Genomic DNA, 19,260 nt, shown 5'->3' with positions numbered 1-19,260 from the left:
AAATTGCCTGGTCAGCAGGGGTTTATCGCTTAATACCCCCGGCCGGTGACGGCGATCGACACGGTCGCGTCCTGGGCGGGCATGAAGACCGCGTCGGCTTCGACGCACACGACGTACTGGTCGCGGTGGCAGTCGAGCGGCCGCCAGGCGGGCGGGCCGCCGTCGCGGCCCCACACGTCCGGCGAGGACTCGCTGACGCCTCCGCACTCCACCAGGGCGCGGCCGATCTGCCCGTCCAGCGTCGCGATGCCGCCGGCGGGCACGTACCCGACGTGGTAGACGCTGTGCGGGGTGCAGCGTTCGGCGTCGGCGACCTGGTCGGCGGTCAGGCCGTCGTGGACGCCGGGCCGCCGCTCGTAGAACGTGATCGTCAGGCGGCGCAGGTCACTGCTGCCCGCCGCGACGGTGATGAGGGGCGCGGCCGCCGCCCAGTTCGGCCGCGCCGACAAATCCAGGTCGTAGCAGTCGGCGTTGACGGCGAGCGCCTGGCAGAAGCACGTCTCGGGTGGGGCCGGCACCGGCGGCGCCGCGGGCCGGCACGACGGGTCGGCGCACGCCGACGCCGGGTCGGTGCAGGCCGCCAGACGGCACCCGTCGGCGCAGCCCGGCGGCTGGCCCCCGGACGGCGGGTGGACGCACCAGGTGACGCAGCCGCCGCTGTCGGTGGGCGCGTCGACGTCCAGGACCGGCACCGGGTCGGTCCACAGCCACGGCGTGGCCGCCGACAGCACGAACTCGACCGTGATGATGTCGGCGCCGGTCGAGCATTCCCCGGAGGTGCAGCCGTCACCGGCGCGGGCGAGCTCCCGCGGGCCGTCGACGAGCGCGACCCGGCGCAGGGTGCGCCGGTGCCGGGCCGTGAACTCCTGCGGCGTCATCGCGGCGTCGGGGCAGCAAGTGAAAACGGTCAGCGCGTCGCCGCTGCAGCCGCCGCCCGCGCAGCCGTCCAGGGCGGCGGCCAGCCAGTGCTGGCCGTACTCCACGGCGCAGCACGTCGCGCCGAGCAGGATGCCGGTGACGGTGATCGTGCGGGCCTGCACGCGGGCCGGGCCGAGCGCGGCGCCGCCGGCGGCCGCGCCGGTCACGGTGCGCCGCACCGGATGGTCCGGCATGCCTTCGACGTCCAGAACGAGCAGCCCCGCGAAGCCGGCGGACTCCGGCACGTTCGGATCCCACCACGGCGCCTGATCCTGCTCGGGTGTCGTGTACGGGGCGTCGCCGACCAGGCCGGCGGTGAACGTCGGGCAGCCGCAGATGTCGCCGGAGGCGAGCGGCGAGCCGACCGTGCCCAGGTAGGCGCGCAACCGGGCATGGTTGGCGATCTCCACGCCGCCGAGTTCCAGGTAGTCCGTCAGCATCACAGGCCTCCCGCGAAGGCGAGCCGGTTCAGCACCCGCCGCGCGGTCGCCTCCCCGTCGCCGACCTCGTAGATGTTCCACGTGTGGTAGATGTCGCCGCCCCCGCCCCCGCCCCCGCCGTCTCCGCCGCCGCCGCTGCTGGGGCGGCCGGCCAGGAGACCGGCCAGCCCGGACTCCTCGGCCAGCTGCCGCGCCCGGGCCGGGCGGGTGAGCGGGATGACGACCTCGGGGCCCGCCTCACCGACCAAGCCGACGACGGGCGAGCGGACGATGCCGCCGTCGGCGAACGCCGGCAGGCTGTTCAGGTTGACGTTGGCGACCACCCCGATCGTCACGCTGCGCTCGACATCGGCCAACACCGCCTGCAGGTTCCGCAGCCGCTGCTGCGCCGCTTCGGTACCGCGCACCTCGACGTTCGCCCGATAGTTGCCTTCGTAGTCCTGGGCGGCTTTCTTCGTGTCCTTCAGCGACTTCTCTACCGCCGCGATCTGCTGCTTCGTCAAACCGGCCGCCTGCAGCGTGGTCCGCATCTGCGGCGTCAGGCGGCCGGTGAAGGTGTCGCCGAGCGCGGCGGCCGCGGTCTGCAGCTCCGCCGACTGCAACGCCAGCTCCAGCGCCGCCACCTTCGCTTCCCGCGACCCGGCGCCCGCCTCCTGCACCGCTTTGGCGTAAGCGGTCTGCTTGTCGGCGACGCCCTGCAACGCCAACTGGAACGCGAACGCCGGATCGACCTGGGCGCGCAGCTCGTTGGCTTGCTCCTTCATCGCGGCCGTCGCGTCCCGCACCGCCCGGGCGGCACCCTGCTCGGAGAACGCCACCTGCCGGGACGCTTCGATCTTCAGCTGGGCGTCCGCAGTCGACTGCCGGTAGGTGGCCGACAGTTCCCCCACCGCGGTCCGCAGGCTGGAGGCGTTGGCCAGCTCCCCCTGCAGAGCTCCCGGCAGCTGCGAGTCGGCACGAGCACGCGCCGCCTGAAGGTTGGCGTCCAGGGCGGTGTTCAACGCCTTGACCGCGCCTTCCTGGCCGAGCACGGCTTGGGTGACGAGCGCCGTGTCGATGCCCATGCGTTTGGCCAGCTCCAGGGTGCCGCGCTGGTGCAGCTCGTTGACGACCCACTGGCGGGTCGACGCGGTCAGGGCGCCGGTCTGCTCATCCAGCGTCGCCGTCAGATCCGTCACCTTCTGCGCGGCCTCCTGCTGGCGTTGCCCGAACAAGCTGATCGCGGTGACGCCGGCGGCGATCGCCGCCCCCCACGGGCCGCCGACCACCCCCAGCAGGCCGGTGATGCCACCGCGCAGCACGCTCATGCTGCGGGTGGCGGTGCTGACCGCCTGCGACGACAACCGTTGCGGCAGCTGGGACAGGGTGTCGCCGAACGCCGCTACCTTCGACCGCATCGCCACCAGCGCCACCAGCGCCAGCCCGGCCGCCTGCAAGGGTCCCGGCAGCGCCGCGAACACTGAGGCGACGCCGCCCACCAACGCCACCAGGGGGGTCAGCACGGCCGCCAGCAGCGACGCGGCCGGGCCGAGCTCGCCGAGCGCGGCGCCGACGTCGGCCGCGGCGGGGATCAGCGGCGCCAGCGCCTCCAGCAGATCCGACGCGCCGGCCGCCAGCGACGCCAGCGCGTCGGAGTCGGAGATCCCGGAGATCGCCGACTCGACCGCCTCGAACGTGGCAATCACGCCCGGCCCGAGCGCGACCAGGCCGGACCCGACCGCGTCCAGCGCGTCGGCGAGCCCGCCTCCGACCGAGTCCGACAAGTCCGCGACGGTCGGCGCGATCCGGCCGAGCTGCACCAGCAGCGCGCCGAGCACCACCCCGAACTGCGAGCCGACTTCCGCCAGCGCGCGGAACGTCTCCACCAGGGCGACCTGGCCTTCGGCGGATTCGACGAACTCCCGTACCCGCTGCAGCAGGTTCGTGACCGCGCCCAGCGCGCTCTCGCCACCGGACTCGGCGGCGGCGAACACCCCGACGATGATGCCGCCGGTGTCGGCGACGATCGAACCGAGCTGCCGGAACACGGTGACGGCGTCGGTCACCCACACGAAGCCGTCACCGGCGATGGTGGCTTCCTCGAGGAACGCCGACAGCCTGACCAGCGCCGCGTCGATCGCATCGCCCAAGCCGTTGAACGCCGGCAGCGTCGAAGCGGCGAACCCGCCGACGGCGACCAGCAACCGGTCCACGGTGGCCGAGCTGATCGAATCCAGCGTGCCGCGCAGGGATGCGAACACCCGGTCGACCAGCTCCACCCCGGACGCCGACGACGCGAACCGCGTCAAGCTCACCCCGAGCCGCCCGAACTCGGCGGCCGTCCCGGTCATCCCGGCCGTCAACGATCCTTCCAGAGTGTCGACCAGCCGGGTGATCTCGCCCTGGAACGGCGCGAAGAACGCCCCCTGCACGGCCTGGCGCAGGCCGTCGATCGCGGGCCGGGCCGCACGCAACTCCACGGCGACGGCCCGCGCCGCCGGCGCCAGCCCGTCCAAGGTCTTGGCGAACTCAGCGGAGTCGCCCGTCACCGCCGCCTCGAACGCCTCCCCGACGCCGAGCAGCGCCAGACGCAGCGTGCCGACCGCGGCCTGCAGCAGCAGCACCCCGGCGGGCAGGGCGGCGATGATCCCGGCGGCGGGCGCCAGCGCGGCCGCCAGCCCGACCGCGGTAGTCGCCGTGCTGGCCAGCGCGATCGACAGGGCGGTGACCGCGCCGGCGCCGGCGACCAGACCGCCCAGGCCGCGCGTCGCCGTCGCCAGCGCCGCAGACAGCAGGGCGGCGCCGCGGCCCGCGCCGCGCGCGAGCGCCTCACCCATCTGGGTGCCTTCAGCGACGAACCGGCCGCGGCTGTCGCGCAGCCGCCCGCTCGCGTCCCGGGTGAACCCGTCAGCGGCGGCACGGCCGGACCCTTTGAACGAGTCACGCAGGCGGCGCGCGGTGGCGCGCGCCTGCCGGTCGACGTCGCTGTCATCGAGGTCGATGCGTATCCGAGCACTACCGACGATGTCGTCTGCCACGGGGCAACCTCGCTACGTGCGCGTCGGTTGCCCGGCCCAAAACCAGCGGCGATCTCAGACTAGCCGGTACGGCCCCCGGAGCTGAGGTGCGCGTCTTCGGCGCCGAGCGCCGCCATCATCGCCAGCGCCTGCGCCCGCGTCATCCCCGCTCTCGTCTGCGGGCCCGGCCCTGCCGGCCCGGCCGGTGGGGTGGTGCGCCGCCGGTCGCGCCCGGCCGCGAGCCCCGGCGGCGGCGCGTACAAGCGGGCGCGGGTCCGCTCGTAGTCGGCGGGATCCTTCGCAGCCCGCGCCATCATCACCTCGGCGGCGTTCAGCAGCCGCGTCAGCGTCCAGCCGCGCGGGTCGACCCCTTGGAGCGCGAGCTGCCCGTCGATCTCGCGCCAGGAGGCGGCGATGCTGCGGCAGAGCCGGGCGACAACGTAGGAGGGCGCTGCCCGTACACCTCCGTCAGCCAGCCCATCAGCTCGATGTGGACCCGGTCCGGGAGCCGCAACCCGACGTCGACGACCGTCGCGCCTTCCACCGCCTCGGCGCGCTCGGCGGCCTCCTGCGGGTCACCGGTGTCGAACACGACCGCGCCCGCCCGGTCACGCACCTCCCACCACGCGTACAGCTTCGCGGACTCCGGCAGCATGAACCCGGAGATGAAGCGCCGCACCGCCGTCGTCGCGGCTTTCAGCGACGCCGCCGACGACTCCCTGACGTTGGTCTGGTCGATGCCGAGCGTCCGGTACGCCTCCTGCAGCGCCTCCCACGCCTCCAGGAACTCGTCACCCATCACCTCCGGTCGGAATTCCAGGATGATGTCGTCGCCGATCTCCGCGACGTGCGGTTCGGTGTTGACCGCGAACTTCTGCCGTGCCACAGGACTCTCCCCTGGCTCGCAACCGGTGCCCGGCCCACAACCAGCGGCACGGCTCGGAGCCTAGCCGAACACCTCACGCAGGGCCTGGGCGAGGAACGGCCGCGGGCCCGATCGCGCCCGGATGATCCGGCCGGTGCCGCGCCGGTACTCGCGCCGGCCCTTGTGGATCCAGGAGGCGTAGGCGACCGGCGCGACGACCTCCCAGCGCAGCCCCGTCCCGGCCGGGCGGGGCCCGTCGATGTGGATCGAGGAGCGCAGCCGGCCCGTGTCGACCGGCGCCAGGTGCTTCGCCCGCGCTTCGGTGCGGATCACGCGGGCGTGGACCTGGCGGGCGATGCCGCCGTCCGGGCCCACCGCCAGCCGTTTGAGCGCGGCCCGGTCCAGGCGCACGGTCACGCTCACGCTCACGGCGACTCCTCACCCCCGGGGCAGGGGGCGCAGCCGGCCAGGGCGACCGTCACCCACTGCTCGACACCGCCGCAGCCGCCTTCGACGTCGAGGATCCGCGTCGCGCCGAGCACGAACCGGCGGCCGCGCGCGCCGGTGCCCGGCAGGCAGCACAGCAGCGCGTTGACGATCGTGACGGCGTCGACGTGCACGACGCGGGCGGCGGCCTCCAGCTCCTCGCATGACGGCGGGCAGCCGCGCTCGTCGAGCGTCGGCGCGCACCGCAGCAGCGTCACCACCAGCTCGGCCGCCAGCAGCGGCGCCGCCGCGCAGCCGCGCCTCAAGGGGGCAGGTCCACCACCGCCTGGCTGACAGAGCTTCAAGGGACAGCGGTAGGCGGGTGAATGGAATCAGGGAGCAGGACAGTTGGTGGGTTTGACGAACCGAGTATTGAAGTACTCTCCACCGATAGCCGCCCTGACCCTGTTTCCATAATCATAGTCACAGGAGGTGCTCAGTATCCAATTTTGTCCAGCCAATATTAGAGCATTCAGGGAGCTAGCGGCAGAGTTTGACTTTATTCGGTTTACGAAATCACTGTCACCGGGATTGGCTACACCGAATTCTACTTTTGTCGATCCGGTCGAGCACTGCACGATCTGACCGTCGCCGCTGGGCGCGGAGTAGTTGGGATTGTGGCAGGGAACACCGAGACTCTCGATCGTGCTCACGAGGTCCTGCGCGCTGGCGAACGTGCCGCCATCAGCCTTTCGGGTGAAGGCCGGGGACTCCTCTTCGCTTTGCCCTTCCTCGGCTTCCGTCGACTCCGCCGTTTCACCACCTACACCTTCAATGGGAACCTCATATGTAGGGACGCCGTTTTCGTCATAGGTGACCGTGACGCCTTTGTTGGATTTGCCCTCGTCAGCCGTAACCCCATGCGGCGAGGAAGTGAAATAGATGATTGCGGCAATAATGCCAGCGGCACTCAAAACCGCAATAAAAACTATCAATATCTTCCTGACGGAGGAGGCCGGGTGGAGGCCTTTCTCGGAATCAGTTTGGGACTCGCTCATGACGTTCCTGGCTGTAGATCGTTCCAAATACAGCACTCATGGTGGCATGCCTCAGCATTTGCCGTCAACGTACGGGTTTGGGTGGACTTTTGCTTGAGTGGCTCTGTTCAGCATGCTGGCGTCAGAGGTGTCCGCCGTTAGAATGCCTCGACTATCTCCCGAGTCCCCGCCCGGAGCCTAGCCGAACACCTCGCCCAGAGCCTGGGCGAGGAACGGCCGCGAGCCCGCCTTCGCCCGGATGATGCGGCCGGTGCCGCGCCGATACTCACGGCGGCCGTCATGAATCCAGGAGGCGTACGCGACCCCGGCGATGACCTCCCAGCGCAGCCGCGGCCCCGCGCGGCGCGGCCCGTCGGTGTAGATGGACGAGCGCAACCGGCCGGTGTCGACCGGCGCCAGATGCTTGGCGCGGGCTTCCGTGAGGATCACGCGGGCGTGCACCTGGCGGGGGATGCTGCTGCTCGGGTCCACGGTGAGGCGCTCGAGCGCAGCCCGGTCCAGGCGGACGGTGACTTTCACGCTCACGGCGACTCCCCGCCGGGGCAGGGGGCGCAGCCGGCCAGCGCGACCGTCACCCGCTGCTCCACTCCCATGCACCCGCCAACAGGCTCCAGGATCCGGGCCGGCCCGAGCACGAACCGGCGGCCGCGCGCGCCGGTGCCCGGCAGGCAGCACAGCAGCGCGTTGACGACGGTGACGGCGTCGACGTGCACGACGCGGGCGGCGGCCTCCAGCTCCTCGCATGACGGCGGGCAGCCGCGCTCGTCGAGCGTCGGCGCGCACCGCAGCAGCGTCACCACCAGCTCGGCCGCCAGCAGCGGCGCCGCCGCGCAGCCGCGCACGCCGCGCACGTCCCGGTCCTCTTCGGGGAACCGGGTCGGCGGCGACGCAAACAGCCGCGCGATGTGAACGGTCAGCTGGCCGCCGGCATCGTCGCCGCACGGGTCGCTGCAGCCGTCCCAGGCGGGCGCGCCAGCGACGACGCACGCGCGGCACGGGCAGCCGGGCTGCTCGGCCACGGCGGCCGCGGCCTCGTCCAGCGCCTGGCAGACGCAGCCCAAGACGGCGGCCGCCAGGTCGTGCACCGCCAGCGGCGTCACGGCCATGTCGTCACCCGCGGCCGACGGAAGTCCGGGCTGTAGATGCGCGACGGCGACGTCAGCCGGTCAGGGTTCACGACGCTCAGCCACAGGTCGACGAGCGTCAGCCCGGTCCGCCTCTCAGAGAAGATCGTCGTCGGGTCGGCCATGTCGACCTGCACGCCTTGGCGGATGACCCGGGTCACGTTCCCCGGCAGCCGGCACGCGTCGCAGCCCTTCGTGCCGGGCGGCAGGCACGCCAGGACCAGCTGGCACGTCAGCTCGGACACCGCGGCGATCGCGGCCTCATCGAGCGGCAGCCCCCACCGGTACGTCACCGTGAACGTGCCCGGCGCGCCCGGCGGCGCCGCCATCTCCTGGCACGACGGCCAGCATTCGCCGTCGACGCGGACCAGCCGGCCGGGCGCGTCCACCCGGTACGCCTCCGGCACCAGCACCTGCCCGTCGACGTTCACCTCGGCGATGTCGTAGACCGGGCCCGGCAGCACCACCTCGCACAGCTCACCGCACGAGCAGTCCGATCCGCAGCCGCACACGCTGGCGTTGCGCCACGCCCCGTCCGGGCCGATGTACGGCACCCACGGCCCGGCCGCCCCCCAGGAGACGCGGATTGGCGCCTCCTGCAGACAGGCGCGCCGGCACGGCCGTACCGTGACCGGGCACGGCCCCCACCGCATACCGGACATGCGCCACAGGATGTGGGAAGCTACTCGCTGCCAGCGCTCGACGACCGCCGGGTCAAGGTCGTCGGGCAGCTGGCAGCACAAGTCGACCGGCCACGGGTCGCACGGGCCCACCTGCAACGGCATCAGCGCCTCCCGGTCCGCACCTCGTACCGGCACGGCCGCGGGAACCGGCGGCGGATATACGCGCCCACCTGCCCGTGCGCGAACGAGTCCGGCATGGTCGACAGGAACGGCGAGTCCCGCGGGAACCGCGGCCCCCGATGCATGACCTTCACGTCAGCGATGCGCCGCCCGCCCAGGTTCGCCAGGTTCCCGAACAGGGTCCGCTTGTGCACGACGTTCAGGTGCCTGCCCGCATCCAAGGCGGCGAGCATCCCCGTCTTCGTCGCCGGCAGCGGCACGTGCAGCTCGTAGCTGAGCGGGTCTTCGTGGCCGAGCTCCGCCAGCAGTTCCCGCGTCTCGCGCATGCCGCGCAGGTAGGCGTCGGAGCCGCGGGCCGCGTAGTAGGGCTCGACCTCGTCGACTAGGCCGCGGTGCAGCACCGGCATCCCGGCGACAGCGTCCATGACGAACATGTCGTCGTTGGCGAGCAGGAACTCCTCCGCCACGTCCGGGTGCTCGCACGCCGCCCGCACCGCCGCCGTCGTGTTGGCGTACTTCGTGCCGGTCTGCTCGGTGGGGATGTGGCCGACGCCGGCCGCCCACGGCGGCCGGTGGCCGACGATCCACACCCGGGCGTGCGGCAGGTGCGCCGCCCACGAGCGCAGCGCGTACCGCAGCTGCTCGTTGACGGCGCCCTCCCGCACCGGCACCACCAGGTCAGGTCCGGTCATCGGTCAGGACGCCAGGCACAGGTCGCCGGTGACCGGCCGGTACTCGCACGACTGCTCGGGCGGCGCGATCGTCGTGATGAACGTCCGCCGGTGGCAGTTCGCCGCCAGCGGCGTCAGCATCGGGCCGGGCGTGCCAGCGGCGTCGGCGGCCTGCACGTTGTACGGGCCGACCCCCCACCGGCCGCCCGCCCGGGTCGCCCCGGTCAGGGTGAGCGCCGCCTGCTCGGAGCCGATCTCCAGGTCGCCGAGCTGGCCGTTGGTGACCCACGGCAACAGGAAGTACACCCAGGCGCCGTCGCCGGTCGCCTCCTCCGGGCAGACGTCCTCACCGAGGACCTCGGCCCACAGTTCGACCGCGAACCCGCTGTTGCACTGGATCGAGCAGGAGTCGAACCCGATCGGGTTGCCCGCGTAGTCGTAGTACACCGGCGACCCGGTCATGATCTCAATCAGCTCCGGGGAGACGGTGAAGAAGTTCAACTCGAGGTCGAAGCCGCGGAAGCTCGGGCAGCCGCGCTTGAACCCGCAGATGCGGCCGTTGGCGGCCTTGTACTCGACGTCGGTTCCCTCTTCGATGTTCGGGTTCATCTGCAGGGAGGCGAAGCAGTCGAACACGTACGCGTTGTCGTCGCCGCAGACGGGCCGGCCGCAGCCGTCGACGCGGGTCACGCGGATCACACTGGCGTTAGCGATCAAAGGGCAGGACATGAGGGCCTCCAACAGAAGGTTGGTGGCCCGGCCCATAACCAGCGGCTACAGGTGAGTCTACCGATCACCCGCGGCCAGGTCCCGGCGCTTAAAGGGCTCGCAGCCGGCGCGGCGCCGTACCGGCCCGCGAGCGGCTACGGGGCGACGGCGTGCGCGTGCACGGTCACCCCGGGAGCGGGCGTACCGGCCGCCAGGACGCCGATCCCCAGCAGGGTGATCCCGGAGGCCTGGAGCACGGCGACGGTCGTCTGCGCGGCCGTGTTCGACGCGATCCGCGCGGACCGGAACCCGGCCCCGGCCTCGACGGCGACGGTGACGACCGGGGGCGCGGTGAACGCCCCTGGCGGCCATACGAAGGTGGCGACGCCGTTGCCGTCGGTGGCGGCGGCCGCCCTCTCCTGGCGCCGCTGCGGCGTCTCGTAGTCCCCGGCCGTGCTCACCCGACCCGCCTCCACCGCAGCGTGGTACGCCCGGCCGGGCCGGTCCCGAGGCTCGCCGCCGTGGACGCCCCGACGGTGTTGTGCCGCGCCGCCTCCAACCGGATCCTGCGCGGCCCCGGCACGGTGTACGGCACGAGGATCGGCGCCGTGTCGTTGCCTCCGGCCAGAGGGCCGGTGCCCGCGGTCGTGATGAGCTGGTGGACGATCGTCTCGCTGTCGGGGACGTCCACGCCGGCGGTCACGTTGAACAGGTGGGCGCGGATCCACGTGTTGACCCCAGCCCCGGCCGTCAGGCTGGCGCGGACCGCGGCGTCCAGCTCGTACACCCCGGCGGCAGGCAGGTCCACGAACAGTCCGGAGTCGACCCACACCCCCGACGCTGACGGCTGGAGGTCCACCGGGTTCTGCAGCACGGCGAAGCCGCTCCCCCGGATCGCGATGCTCCCCGCGGTGCCGGTCACGCTCATACCTCCCGCGTGCTGCTGACGAGGAAATCGGACCCGGCGACACCGGTGAACGCGTAAGCGTCCTGCAGGCTCTCTCCGGCGTCGCCGCCTCGGTCCACACCCCAGGTGAGCGACGTGCCGGCCGGGACGGGGACAGCCGCGCCGCCTCCGATCGCCACGACCGCCGTCCCGGTGAGGACGACCAGCGTCACGGAACGGGCCCCGGCCGGGACCGTGACCGTGCCCGCACCGGCCTGCCGCTGAAGCGTGCCGTCCAGGACCGGGTTCGGCGGGGCCGCGGGCGCCTCACAGCGCCGTACGGTCCCCACCGCGGCGTAGTCGGCGCCGTCCAGGGTGGCGTCCTCCGGGACCAGGACCCCGGTGTCGTCGACGGTGTACCGGCGCAGGAACGCCCCGTTGTCGTCACAGAGGACCTCGTACTCCAAGTCCCTGCTTGCCGCCACGCTTCCTCCCGTTCCGGCCATCTGCGCTCGCCTCCTTCGCTGGTGGGCGGGGCCGCCGGGTCGGCGGCCCCGCAGTCGCTGTTACGCCGTGTAGGTCCACAGGAGGAGGAACGTCGTCCCGGCGTCCGCTCCGGCGAAGGAGGCGGCGTCGAGGGCGGCGTCCTGGTCGCGGGTGACGGACCATGTGACGTTCGCCCCGGCTGGGATCGGGACGGCTGTCCCGTCGGTGAGGGTGGCCAGGACGCTGCCCGAGGAGACGAGCAAGGTCACGGACTGGAGGCCCGGGAACTCCGCCGCCAGGTCGACCGGTGCCGTGCCGGTGGTGCTGCGCGCGCCGGTGAGGACTGGGGCCCTCGTGCTGCTCGGGCAGACGGTGACGCTGCCTCCGGCCGGGATGGTGGCCGGGTCGCCGGTGACGGCGTCGACGAGGCGCGGCGCGCCGGTTGCGGCTCCCGCCGTGTCGTAGACCTGCTCGGCGCGGACGTGCTGCACGACCGCGCCGGTGCTGTCGAGGACGCACAGGGGCCAGGTCTCCACGTCGAACCCGTCGCCGCCCGTGCTTCCGGGGCACGGAACGATGGTGTAGTCCGCCGGGACGCCTGCCTGGGGGTTGCCGTCCCCGTCGAGGTAGGTGATCGAGCCGTCCGAGCAGGTGGTACGGAGCCACTGCTCGAACGCGGTCGCGTCGACGTCGTACGTCACCACCAGGTGCATCATCACGCCGGATGCGCCGCTGCCGAACACCGTCTCCCGGCCGTGGAGGTAGATGGTGTTCGTGCCCGCCTGCGCGCCCGGCACAGCGGCCGGGCCGAAGCCGTACGCGGCATCGTTGTGATCCCGGTTGACGGACTGCCAGGGGCCGGCGTTGAGCCGCCACTCCACCGCGAGCTGGTCGGCGTTCAGGACGGTAGAGGCGACCTGGATGGTGGCGGGGTCCGCGAACGGCGGCAGGTCGAACGAGGCCCGCGCGTACCAGTCCGGGGTAGCCGCGGTCATGCTCGGGCCCTCGCCGGGCAGGCCCGTGTTGTCGACTCCACGGTCAGGGTGCTGCGCCACCCAGTGCGCCGTCCCGCCCGGCGTACCCGGGTCGGTCACGGTCCACCCCGGGAAGACACCCACCTGGTACATGTCGTACCAGGGGCCGGCGAGGCTGCCGAGGGACCACTTCCATACCGGGTCGACGTCGCCGGTCGTGTTGTTGTCCGCGTTGCTGATGAACTCCACGGTGCCGCTCGGGCGCACGCACAGGGGCGTGCTCGTGCAGTCCACGGGGCGGCACTGGCCGACGGTGCCGGCCGGGTCCGCAACGAAGTCGGCGCCGTCGAGGGTGTAGTCGCTGTACCCGGTGATGATGCCGGTCGCGTCGCGGTGGTAGTCCCGCACGAACTCCGTGACGACCGTGCCGTCCGCGACGGTGTGGCACAGGTGGACCGTCTCGGAGGTCGGGCAGCAGTCCGGCTCCTGCGGCTGCGTCACCGGCTGGCACTGGCTGACCTCGCCCGTCCCGACGTCGTACGGCTCGCCGTCGAGGGTGGTGTCGTACGTGGCCACCACTTCGCCGGTCTCGCAGTCGGTGACCACGTTCCGGAGGATCTGCACGGGGGTCGTGAGGTCGCAGCCCTCCAGGGTCAGGGACGCGGTGAACTGGTCGGCTGTCCACTGCTTGGCGCCGAGGTGGTACGTCTCCAGTTGCACGGACACCCGGATGTCGCCGGCGGCGACCTCCGCGGCCGTGACCGGCGCGGAGACGGTCAACGTGCCCTGCCAGCCGACCGGCGCCCACTCCAGCGCGTTGTGCGCGGCGATCTGCGTCGTCCCCCGGAACAGCCGCAGCGCGCCGTCCCACGCCTGCCCGTCGTCGGGGCCGTCGTTGCGGACGCGCACAGAGACCGTGAGGGTGCCGGACGCGTCCTCGCACCCGGCGACGTCGGCCGTGAACTGCCCGGTCGCGGCGAGGTGCTGCTGCGTCGGGCTGGGCCCGGCCGGGTAGACCAGGGTGCCGCCCGTCCACAGCGGCGTGTACGGGCCGGGGTGGTTCTGGAACTGCGTCTGCCCGATCGCGGCGACGTTGGAGTCCGTGATCGTCGGGGTGACGTCCGTGGTGTCGTCGGCCGGGGCGGCGCACAGGAGGACGGTCGTCGTGTTGTGGCACGCCTCCGAGCCGGTGCTGCTTGCCGCGCCGGTCTGGCACTGGCCGACGGTCCCGGCCGGGAGGTACGGGCTGACGCCGTCCAGGAGGGTGTCCGTCACGGTGGGCGTGCCGTCGCACGAGCGGCAGATGTGCCGCAGGAACGGCCCGCCGGGCACGACCGAGACGGCGCCCGACCAGTAGGTGAAGAAGATCCCGCACCGGGCGACACGGCTGTTCGGCGCTGGCGCCGTAGTGAAGGTCGTGGCGGCGCTGGTGGTGCGGAAGCGCGCGCTACCAGCCACCTGCGGGTCCGTCGTGTACGAGCACGGGTCGGCCGGGTCACCGTCGGACGTACGGGTCAGCACGCCCGTTGCCGGGTCGTAGGCGTACCCGGTCGGCAGGGACACCGGCTCCAGGCCAGCGGGGAGCTGCGCCCTGCTGAGCGCCGGCGCCGACACGTGGTAGGCGACGTAGACGGAGAACTCGACGAATACCGGTCGGTCGAACGTCCACTTGGTCGGCGTGGTCACAGCGAGGGGGAAGGACGGCATGCCCCACCAGGAGCCGTCAGCGTTGTTCCTCTGCGGCGCGTACGTGACGTTGGTGGGGCTCGTAGACGTCCAGCTCACGCCGTTGGAGAGGGTGCCGGAGGCGGCCGTCCCGGTGATCCGTACGGGCGCCGTGGTGGGCACGTCGCACAGGAGCAGCGTCTCGCAGTCGGTGCACGTGCCCGGCTGGCAGACGCCCACGGTGCCGGTCGGGTCCGGGGTGTAGGCGGTGCCGTCGAGCAGGTAGTCCGAGTGGCCGGTGATGGTGCCGGTCTCGTCGCGGCGGTAGTCGCGGACGAACTGGGTGGCCGTGCCGTCCGTGGCGGTGTGGCACAGGACCACGGCGTCTTGCTCGGGCTGCTCTGTGCCTGTCGGGCAGGTGGTGACGGTGACCCCGGCCGGCGGGGTGTAGGTGGTGCCGGTGACGGCGTCGACCAGGCGCACGTCCTCGATGGCGCCGGTGTCGCCGTAGGTGTACTCGACGAGGACCAGGGCGGAGACGTCGCCGGTGGTGTCGTCCACGGCGCAGAAGGTGCCGGACACCTGGATGGAGCGGCTGTCGCCACAGGCGACCGTGCCGACCGGGACGGCCCCGGCCGTCCAGGCCCCGGAGGTGAGGTTCAGCCACCCTTCGGAGGTGATCGCCCCGTCGCAGTCCCGTACGACGGTCACGGCGATGGGCGTGCCGTCGGCGAGGCACAGGCCCACGCTGGTGACCGGTGTCGTGGGCGAAGCACAGGCCGCCTCGGTGGGGCAGTCGATCGGGTTGACGGGCTCGTACGGCTGCGTGAAGTCCCCGTCGAGCCAGGTGCCGAGCAGCAGGGGCTCGTCGTCCGGGTTGCCGGTGTCGACCGACCAGAGCTCGACGTAGCGGACGATGCCGCTCGCCGTCTGGTCGCAGCCGTGCCGTTCGATCACCTGACGGCCGGTCGACTCCTGCCCGCATGGGCCTACGGTGCCGGTCGAGGTGTCGCGGGGGGTGGTGCCGTCGAGCTCGGTGTCGGTGACGGTGGCGTTGCCTGCGCAGGTGCGGCAGATGTGCCGGAGGAACGGCGTGGGATTGCCGAGCTCGTTGCCGAGGGTGCAGCCGGTCACCGCGGCGGTCGCGGTGACCGTGGCGCCGGTGACGGTCCACGTCTTCGGCTGGCTGCCCTCCGGGGTGCCGTCGTTCGGGTCGGCGCCGGTCTCCAGGTTGAACTCCACCGACACGTCGCCGGCCTGGAGCGCGGCGACGGACACGATGCCGGTGATCGTCGCCGTCCGGGTCTCCCCGGCCGTGAAGAACGCGGCGGAGCCCTGGCCGAAGTCGTCGGCCGCTACCGGGGCGGCGTCGCCCTCCACCCACAGGGAGAGACGGCCGTACCAGTCCCACGCCCCGCCGGCGCCGTCGTTGGTGTACGTGACGGTCGCGGTGATCTCGACGGTGCCGGCCGGGTCGAGGGTGCCGCAGTCCGGGGTGCCCGGGGCCAGGCCCACCGTGTAGTGCGTGTGCGCGCCGGCGTCGGAGCCTCCCGCCGCGCTGCCGGGGACGCCGACCGTCTGCCCGGCCCAGATCGCCGTAGCGTCCGCCTCCGAACCGAAGCGGGGCGCGCCGGAGATCGTGTGCGTCGTTGGCTGCCCGGTCGCGGTGAGCGGCAGCGGGGACGTGGTGGGGCCGGGGATCGGCGTGCCGGGCGGGGTGTGGCAGAGCAGAACCGTCTCGCAGGAGCACTGCTCGGGCGGCGGGCAGGGCTGAAGCGTGCCCTGCACAAGGTAGTCGGCGCCCGTGACCGGGTCGACCGGGCGGGTGCCGACCCGCAGGCCGCTGCTGGTGTCGTAGACGGCTTCGACGAGGGCCTGCCCGGCGATCGTGCCGTCTGCGAGGACGTCGCACAGGAGGCTGCCCTCCACGTCGACGCGCGGCACCGGCGGCAGGCTGGTGATGACCGGGCCGGGCCCGCAGCAACCACTCACAGCTGAACTCCTCGGGTGAACGTGATGGTGACGGGCGCGGTCTGCGCGGTGATGGTGAGAGGGCCGGTCAGGGCGGTGTCGGCGTCGCGGGCGACCGACCATGTGGCTGTCTCGCCGGCGAACAGCGTGCTGGTCCCGTCAGCCGTGGCGACCTGGGCGTTGCCGCCGTGAGCGGTCGCGGTGACCGACTGCAGCAACGCCACGGCGTCCGCGTCCCATGTCTGGCCGGCGGCGAGCTCGATGCGGCGGGCCTGCACTCCGCGGGCGGGCGGCGCCCCCTCCGCCGGGCAGTCGGTCGCCGGCGACACCGGCTCGTACGGGCCGGATAGGTCCGGCAGGTACGTCCCCAGGCTGGTCAGGTCGCCGGTGCACCCGTCCACCGTGATCAGCTCGACGTAAGCGGTGTCGCCCAGCCCGTCGCCGGTGGTGTCGTCCCACCGGTACTCCTGCAGCAGGTGCTGCGCGCACTCGGGTGCGGTCGAGCAGCACTGCCCGCCCGCGGCGGCGCATTGGCCTGCCTCGCCCTGAACCTCATACGGGGTGACGCCGTCCAGGCCGAGATCCTGCGTCGAGGTGAGGTTGCCGCCGCAGTCGAAGGTGAAGCGCCGCAGGAACGGGGTGCTGGTGAGCGTCAGCGCCGCCGTCCGCACCTCCAACGGCATCAGGAACAGGTCGCGGTCGTTGACCGGGCTGCCGGTCGTCTGGTCAGTGAACCGGATCGTGACCGCGCCGGTGGCGGGGGCGATGAACGCCAGCGGCGGCACGTCCTCGGACAGCACACCGCCCGGGAACACGTTCGACCCGTTGGAGACGTTGCGGTTCCTCGCGGCGAGCACCGTGGCGCCGTCGAGGATTTCCAGCAGGTAGATCGCGTTGTTGGTGGCCGGGGTGGGGGCTCCTGCGCCGATCCACGCGGACGCGAACCTGAACTCGTACAGCACGGCCGGCAGCAGCCCGCCCACGGTCAGCTCGGCTACGCCGTTGGCTTCCTGGTTGGCCTGGGCGAACCACAGGGTCGTGCCGTCGTTGGCGGCCACCACGTTCCCGGACAGCGTGAAGTCGCTCGCCGGCGTCGGAATCGGGGTCTGCGGGTCGTAGGTCAGATCACACAGCTGCGCGATCTCGGTGTCCCCGCACTCCGGCCCGGGGGCCGGGCAGCACTGCCTCCCGCTGCCGGCCGTCTCGCACTGGCCGATGGTGCCCTGCGGCTCGTACGGGGTGCCGTCCGGCAGCGTGTACGTCACCGATTGGACGGCGCCGGTCTCGCAGTCGGTGACGACGTTCGCGAACACCTGCGCGGTGCACCCGGCCTGGTCGTAGACGACCGTCGCGGTGAACGCGGACAGCTGCCAGCCGGTGCTGCGGGTGCCGGGGCAGATGCCGCCGCTGTCGTCGTAGGCGTCCAGGGCGAGCGCGAAAGCGATGTTCCCGGCGGCCAGGTCGGCGGCCGGGACGTCGGCCTCCACGGTGAGCGTGCCGAAGTAGCCGGCCGGGGTGCCGGCGGGCAGGACCGTCAGCGCGGCCTGAGTCGTCCTGTTGAAGAGACGCAGGTGCCCGGTGGGTCCGCAGCCGTTGTCCGGGCCTTTCTGCTGCACGGAGACGACGACGGCGACGTGGGCGGTGCCGGTGTCGCAGCCGGGCCGGGGCGCCTGGATGGTGGCGGCCAGGCTGTTGACGCGGCCGGTCGTGCCCGGCTGAGGCGACACGCCCGGCGGGAGGTTCAGTGTGCCGCCGTCCCACAGCGTTTGGGCGCCTTCGACCGGGTCGGCGACGGGGAACGGGTAGTACGGGGTGGGGTCGGTGTCGGTGACGGCCGCTCCGGGGGTGCCGCCGGCCGGGAGGTCGCACACGAGCAGCGTCGAGGAGTCGCGGCACTCCTCCGCCGGCGGGGGGCACACGCCGAGGTACGCGCCGCCGGGCAGGGGCACGGGTGCGCCGGTGACGGCGTCGACGAACCGCTCCCCTACCTGGGTGCCGGTCGCGTCGTAGGTCACTTCTCGGCGTACATGCTGCAGGACGGTGCCGGTGGCGTTGTCGATGACGCACAGCGGGTAGGACTCGACGTCGACCGGCGGTGTCCCGGGTTCGGGCTGGCAGACGCCGACGGTGCCGCTGGGGCCGTACGGGGCGCCGTCCAAGGTGTAGTCGGTGTACCCGGTGATCGCGCCCGTGGTGTCTCGCCGCCAGTCCCGCAGGAACGGCACGCGGGTGCCGTCCGCTTGGACGTCGCACAGGACGGCCAGGTCCTGCTCGGGCAGTTCGTCGCCGCCGGGGCAGATCCGCAGCTCGCCTTGCAGGGCGTACGGGTCGCCGATCGCCGGGTCGAGGAGTTCAACGGACGCGAGGGAGCCGTCGGGGTTGTAGGCGTACTGGACGAGGACCAGGCCGAGGACGTCGCCGGTGGCCGGGTCGGTGTCGCACAGGACACCGGTCAGCTCGAAGGCCCGGGAGTCGCCGCACGCGCGCGCACCCGCAGGCGGGTCACCGGCCGTGAACAGGCCGGTGCTGAGGTTGATCCACCCGTCTTGCCTGGTGGCGCCGTCGCAGTCCCGGGTGAGGACGACAGCGATCGGCATGCCGCCCGGCAGGCACAGCCCGACCGTGGCGACCGGCGTCGTCGGCGAGTCGCAGTCCGGGGCGGCGGAGCAGACGCCGACGGTCCCGAGGACGACGTGCGGGGTCTGCCCGTCGACGGCGACGTCCTCGAAGCTGCCGGCCCCGTTGAGGAAGACGTAGCGGCGCAGGAACGGCACGACGCTGCCGTCCGGGCGCGAGTCGCACAGCATCACCGTCTCGTGCTCGGGGCACCCGTAGGCGCACTCCACGGGGGAGACCGGGTTGTACGGCGCCGAGGGGTCACCGGAGTAGGTGAGCAGCAGTTCCGTGGTGCCGTCCGCGCGCACGCACCACAGCTCGGAGTACGCCTGGTCGGCGGTCCCGTCGCCGTCGGTGTCGTCGCACCGCTGCACGCAGATCGTCTCGACGCAGCCGGGCGTGTCGCACGGCCCGGTGTCGGCGGGCGCCGCCCCCGGGGTGAACGCTCCGGTGGCCGGGTCGATCCACCCGATGACCGCGGGGGCCTCGGCGGTGGCGCCGCACTCGACGCAGCCGGACCGCACCACCAGCAGCACCGCGGTGCCGTCGGCGCGGCACAGCGCCGTCGAGGCGATCGACGGGGAGCAGCAGGTGGTGACCTCGACCGGGCCGCTACCCCCGCCCGGCGCACACGGTTGAGGCTCTACCGGCAT

17 protein-coding genes are annotated in these 19,260 nt (G+C 72.6%); all 17 read right to left on the bottom strand.

The window, feature by feature from the left end; translation table 11 throughout:
- Positions 1–29: 29 nt before the first annotated feature.
- The 17 genes from ACFOWE_RS18305 to ACFOWE_RS18225 all read right to left on the bottom strand — a co-directional run bounded on the left by ACFOWE_RS18305 (position 30) and on the right by ACFOWE_RS18225 (position 19,260).
- Positions 30–1,358: a hypothetical protein gene (locus tag ACFOWE_RS18305; protein WP_377289341.1), complete on the bottom strand. Its 1,329-nt coding sequence runs from the start codon at positions 1,356–1,358 to the stop codon at positions 30–32.
- Positions 1,358–4,375 (bottom strand): hypothetical protein, encoded by a 3,018-nt coding sequence (locus ACFOWE_RS18300; protein ID WP_377289339.1) that lies wholly within the window; start codon positions 4,373–4,375, stop codon positions 1,358–1,360. The genes ACFOWE_RS18305 and ACFOWE_RS18300 overlap by 1 nt, the downstream gene beginning before the upstream one ends.
- Before the next feature lie 59 nt (positions 4,376–4,434).
- Positions 4,435–4,671 carry a hypothetical protein gene (locus ACFOWE_RS18295; RefSeq protein WP_377289337.1) on the bottom strand — a complete coding sequence of 79 codons (237 nt, stop codon included), beginning with the start codon at positions 4,669–4,671 and terminating at the stop codon, positions 4,435–4,437.
- Positions 4,672–4,697: 26 nt separating this feature from the next.
- Entirely contained in the window at positions 4,698–5,240 is a 543-nt protein-coding gene (locus ACFOWE_RS18290; protein ID WP_377289336.1) for a hypothetical protein, read from the bottom strand.
- Between the two features lie 60 nt (positions 5,241–5,300).
- Positions 5,301–5,648, bottom strand: a complete 348-nt coding sequence (locus tag ACFOWE_RS18285) for an HK97 gp10 family phage protein (RefSeq protein ID WP_377289334.1) — start codon at positions 5,646–5,648, stop codon at positions 5,301–5,303.
- Positions 5,645–5,971, bottom strand: a complete 327-nt coding sequence (locus ACFOWE_RS18280; RefSeq protein ID WP_377289332.1) for a hypothetical protein — start codon at positions 5,969–5,971, stop codon at positions 5,645–5,647. Before ACFOWE_RS18280 ends, ACFOWE_RS18285 begins: the two co-directional genes overlap by 4 nt.
- A gap of 66 nt (positions 5,972–6,037) precedes the next feature.
- On the bottom strand, positions 6,038–6,703 hold the full coding sequence (locus tag ACFOWE_RS18275; RefSeq protein ID WP_377289330.1) for a hypothetical protein: 666 nt from the start codon (positions 6,701–6,703) through the stop codon (positions 6,038–6,040).
- Between the two features lie 177 nt (positions 6,704–6,880).
- A complete protein-coding gene (locus ACFOWE_RS18270; protein ID WP_377289328.1) occupies positions 6,881–7,228 on the bottom strand; it encodes a hypothetical protein in 348 nt (115 codons plus the stop codon).
- A complete protein-coding gene (locus tag ACFOWE_RS18265; RefSeq protein ID WP_377289326.1) occupies positions 7,225–7,809 on the bottom strand; it encodes a hypothetical protein in 585 nt (194 codons plus the stop codon). Before ACFOWE_RS18265 ends, ACFOWE_RS18270 begins: the two co-directional genes overlap by 4 nt.
- Entirely contained in the window at positions 7,800–8,612 is an 813-nt protein-coding gene (locus ACFOWE_RS18260; protein ID WP_377289325.1) for a hypothetical protein, read from the bottom strand. The genes ACFOWE_RS18265 and ACFOWE_RS18260 overlap by 10 nt, the downstream gene beginning before the upstream one ends.
- A complete protein-coding gene (locus ACFOWE_RS18255; protein WP_377289323.1) occupies positions 8,612–9,322 on the bottom strand; it encodes a hypothetical protein in 711 nt (236 codons plus the stop codon). The genes ACFOWE_RS18260 and ACFOWE_RS18255 overlap by 1 nt, the downstream gene beginning before the upstream one ends.
- A 3-nt stretch (positions 9,323–9,325) precedes the next feature.
- The gene (locus ACFOWE_RS18250) at positions 9,326–9,991 is read right to left on the bottom strand and encodes a hypothetical protein (RefSeq protein ID WP_377289321.1); all 666 of its coding nucleotides are present in this window, start codon (positions 9,989–9,991) and stop codon (positions 9,326–9,328) included.
- 173 nt (positions 9,992–10,164) lie between these two features.
- Entirely contained in the window at positions 10,165–10,470 is a 306-nt protein-coding gene (locus ACFOWE_RS18245; RefSeq protein WP_377289319.1) for a hypothetical protein, read from the bottom strand.
- Complete coding sequence (locus ACFOWE_RS18240; protein WP_377289317.1) at positions 10,467–10,931, bottom strand: hypothetical protein; 465 nt, start codon at positions 10,929–10,931, stop codon at positions 10,467–10,469. The genes ACFOWE_RS18245 and ACFOWE_RS18240 overlap by 4 nt, the downstream gene beginning before the upstream one ends.
- Before the next feature lie 2 nt (positions 10,932–10,933).
- Positions 10,934–11,380, bottom strand: a complete 447-nt coding sequence (locus ACFOWE_RS18235) for a hypothetical protein (protein ID WP_377289315.1) — start codon at positions 11,378–11,380, stop codon at positions 10,934–10,936.
- Positions 11,381–11,461: 81 nt separating this feature from the next.
- Positions 11,462–16,012, bottom strand: coding sequence for a hypothetical protein (locus ACFOWE_RS18230; protein ID WP_377289313.1), 4,551 nt, complete (start codon positions 16,010–16,012; stop codon positions 11,462–11,464).
- On the bottom strand, positions 16,009–19,260 hold the full coding sequence (locus tag ACFOWE_RS18225; RefSeq protein ID WP_377289311.1) for a hypothetical protein: 3,252 nt from the start codon (positions 19,258–19,260) through the stop codon (positions 16,009–16,011). Before ACFOWE_RS18225 ends, ACFOWE_RS18230 begins: the two co-directional genes overlap by 4 nt.

This window comes from Planomonospora corallina (assembly GCF_042650625.1).
Classification (GTDB): Bacteria; Actinomycetota; Actinomycetes; order Streptosporangiales; family Streptosporangiaceae; genus Planomonospora_B; species Planomonospora_B corallina.
Note: the sequence above shows the minus strand (reverse complement) of the source record. Positions and strands in the feature narration are given on the sequence as shown.

Coding starts and splice junctions, on each gene's coding strand:
- ACFOWE_RS18305 (WP_377289341.1), bottom strand. CDS start 1,358: ATGCTGACGGACTACCTGGAACTCGGCGGCGTGGAGATCGCCAACCAT.
- ACFOWE_RS18295 (WP_377289337.1), bottom strand. CDS start 4,671: ATGATGGCGCGGGCTGCGAAGGATCCCGCCGACTACGAGCGGACCCGC.
- ACFOWE_RS18275 (WP_377289330.1), bottom strand. CDS start 6,703: ATGAGCGAGTCCCAAACTGATTCCGAGAAAGGCCTCCACCCGGCCTCC.
- ACFOWE_RS18265 (WP_377289326.1), bottom strand. CDS start 7,809: ATGGCCGTGACGCCGCTGGCGGTGCACGACCTGGCGGCCGCCGTCTTG.
- ACFOWE_RS18260 (WP_377289325.1), bottom strand. CDS start 8,612: ATGCCGTTGCAGGTGGGCCCGTGCGACCCGTGGCCGGTCGACTTGTGC.
- ACFOWE_RS18255 (WP_377289323.1), bottom strand. CDS start 9,322: ATGACCGGACCTGACCTGGTGGTGCCGGTGCGGGAGGGCGCCGTCAAC.
- ACFOWE_RS18225 (WP_377289311.1), bottom strand. CDS start 19,260: ATGCCGGTAGAGCCTCAACCGTGTGCGCCGGGCGGGGGTAGCGGCCCG.